Raw genomic sequence first — 3,066 nt, forward strand, 5'->3', positions numbered from 1 at the left:
ATTTAATTCTTGATTGGATTGCTCAACAAAAGCAGCAATATACATAGCTAGAAAATAAGGAATGCCTAGCATGGGAGCAAGATGCTCCCACTGTGATTGTCACAAAAATAATGACAATAAACAACCAGTGAAAATGCACCACCATCGAAAAATACTCCCATTTCCCCCACTTCCCTACTACACTAAACTTTTACCAACTGCTTGACTTCTCCAGTCAAACTAAAAGGACGCACTTCAGTAATTTTCACCTTGACTAACTTACCCTTCAACTCATTAATATCCCCCTCAAAAAATGTCAGACGGTTGCCACGGGTACGGCCCATAACTTGAGCAGCATTTTTATGGTTAGTACCTTCAACCAAAATTTCTTCAGTACGACCCATATAACGTTGCGATCGCTCTGCAGCTTTTACTCCCACCAAATGATTCAACCGTTGCAGTCTATCTGCCTTCACCTCCTCACTCAGTTGATTTTCCCATAAAGCTGCTGGAGTTCCTGGTCTGGGAGAATATGCAGCAGTATTCAACAGATCGAACCCAATATCCTCCACCAACTTTAGCGTATTCTCAAATTGTGCCTCAGTTTCTCCGGGAAAACCTACTATTGCGTCAGCACTAATAGAAGCATCTGGCATCAGTTCCCGAATTTTATCAATAATTCGGCGATATTTCTCATGGGTGTAACCTCTTGCCATTGCCTTCAATAATTCATTATCTCCAGACTGAAAGGGAATATGAAAATGTTCGCAAACCTTGGGCAATTCAGCACAAGCTCTAATTAAACGTTCTGTGAAATAGCGGGGGTGACTTGTGGCAAAGCGAATACGTTCAACACCTGGTACATCATGCACATAGTAAAGTAAATCTGTGAATGTGTGTTTATTGCGCCCTTCTGCTGTTACCCCCGGTAAGTCCCGTCCATAAGCATCAATATTTTGCCCTAACAATGTTATTTCTGGATAACCTTGTCGCCCCAACTCTTCCATTTCAGCACGAATAGCTTCAGGATAGCGAGACTGTTCTCTACCTCTGACACCAGGAACAACACAATAGGTGCAATGTTCGTTACAACCGTAAATTATATTTACCCAAGCAGTGACTTTGCTATCCCGTCTGGGTTTGGTAATATCTTCCACAATATGAATGGGTTCGGTTGCAACTACTTGGTTGCCATTAAATACTTGCTCTAATAAGTCTTGCAAACGATTAGCGTGCTGAGGCCCCATAACTAAGTCTAGTTCGGGTACTCGTCGCAGGAGTGCTTCCCCTTCCTGTTGAGCAACACATCCGGCAATAATGAGGGTGAGGTCTGGTTGTTGATGTTTGCGTTTTGCTTGTCTACCTAGATAGGAGTAAACTTTTTGTTCGGCATTGTCGCGAATGGTGCAGGTGTTGTATAGAATGATGTTGGCTTCGTTGGGGTCATCTGAGGAAATGAGGCCCATATTATCTAGGATACCTGCCATGCGTTCGGAGTCAGCTTTGTTCATTTGACAGCCGAAAGTGGTAATGTGATAGCGACGGGGAGTTGTGGTCATTTCAGTTATCAGTTATCAGTTATCAGTTATCAGTTCCTCCAGTTGTATTAGGAGGCTTGAAATACTTAAGTTTATTGTTTTCATCCCCTCAAAAGGGGAAGCTATTGACCTTATTTTTTGGTCATAGTATACAAAGTTTTATATTATATCATGTCCGGATAAAAAGTTGCCCGCTTATGGGCGAGGCTTTAGACCCACTTTTTTGGTAAAAGCTAGGGAAATATCTACCTTATGTTAAGATTTTCCTTCTTCCTTTATAAACCTTGAGCAGTAAAAGCTGCCCAATAACGAGGATGAAAGAAAGGATTTTCATTTTGGATATCGAGAATTTTGCTGTACACTGAACTATACTGACAATACTGGCGATGCCATTCCTGATACTCCGGTGAATTTTCTGGATATTGGTCTCGCTTATCCTTTACTTCTGCTCGTTTTTCTTTTACTGGTGGCAATAATTTTTTAACTTCCTGTTTTGTCATTTCCCGTAATTTCATCTGTGCTTCCCATAAAGCTTGAGGGCGACTTTTACCAATTTTCCGTTCCTGATAATAAAATATTGCCACCAACGCCGTCGCCAAGTCATCAACTGACCACAAAGTATTAATTACACTCCTCGCACCCGCACATAAAAACCCAGTTGCCAAGGTGAGAATATCATCTGTTATCTGTGGAGTACCTAAACCAGTCTCACAGCAGGAAAGAAAAACATCGGACAAATTTGGCAAACGCCACCCTGGACTCATCAACTGCCCCAAGGTAATATTCCCGTCGCTCAACTTTAACACTGACTCCAGTGGGTTATCGAGACGAGATGAGGCATGATGACAGGAATGAAGAAGTTGAACTGTATTTGCTAACTGCTGGTAATTGGAGCGAGTTGCTTGAGTTTTGCCTCGGAGGCGGTTAGTTTCCGGGATATTAAACAGTTGGGAAATTTGCTCTCCCTCAAAATCTGCAAAGGGGAGATTATCTTCTGCATTTTCAACGGTGCCATATTGCCATGTTGTGGTTTTCACTTCTCCTCGCTGATGACAGAATTCTAGAATTTGGCAACTGGGAGCGTAGCGAATGATAAATTTATTTCCCAGTAGGGACGTTATATCCAGGGTTTTTGGGGACTTGCCATCCATGGTTTGTAGGGACGTTGCATGCAACGTCCGATCCAACGTTGGTACAAAAATGGGAATAGCTGCAAAGGGAATTAGATGTAGAAATAGATGGGGAATGAGAATTAGTTCTTCGATATCGTTGAGATGTCTTGCCATGAGGCGATCGAGCTGGAGTCTTTCCCCTATTTCTGCCAAAATAGAATTCATTTGGTCGTACCATTTCGACTGTCTTTCTTCTTTTTGTTTTTTAGTTTCATTCTCGCCTGGTAGATAAGGCAATAACCAATTTTCATAAATCCAGCGTTGCAGTATTTCGATGCCTTGTTGGGAGCAGGTATGAATAGAAATTTGGTTTTGGCGCAAAACAAATATATAGGTATTGTCGGCAGTGTTGTAAAAACTGAGGATGGCGGTAGTAG

The 3,066-nt window shown here is 42.0% G+C and carries 2 protein-coding genes; both read right to left on the reverse strand.

The features are described from left to right. Nucleotides 1–182: 182 nt before the first annotated feature. Nucleotides 183–1,538, reverse strand: a complete 1,356-nt coding sequence (miaB, locus tag AC3DU7_RS09370) for a tRNA (N6-isopentenyl adenosine(37)-C2)-methylthiotransferase MiaB (RefSeq protein ID WP_488039082.1) — start codon at nucleotides 1,536–1,538, stop codon at nucleotides 183–185. 254 nt (nucleotides 1,539–1,792) lie between these two features. Further along, nucleotides 1,793–3,066, reverse strand: a 1,274-nt coding sequence (locus AC3DU7_RS09375; RefSeq protein ID WP_488039083.1) for a CHAT domain-containing protein, incomplete at its 5' end; no start/stop codon positions are given.

Source organism: Okeania sp. (assembly GCF_983059655.1).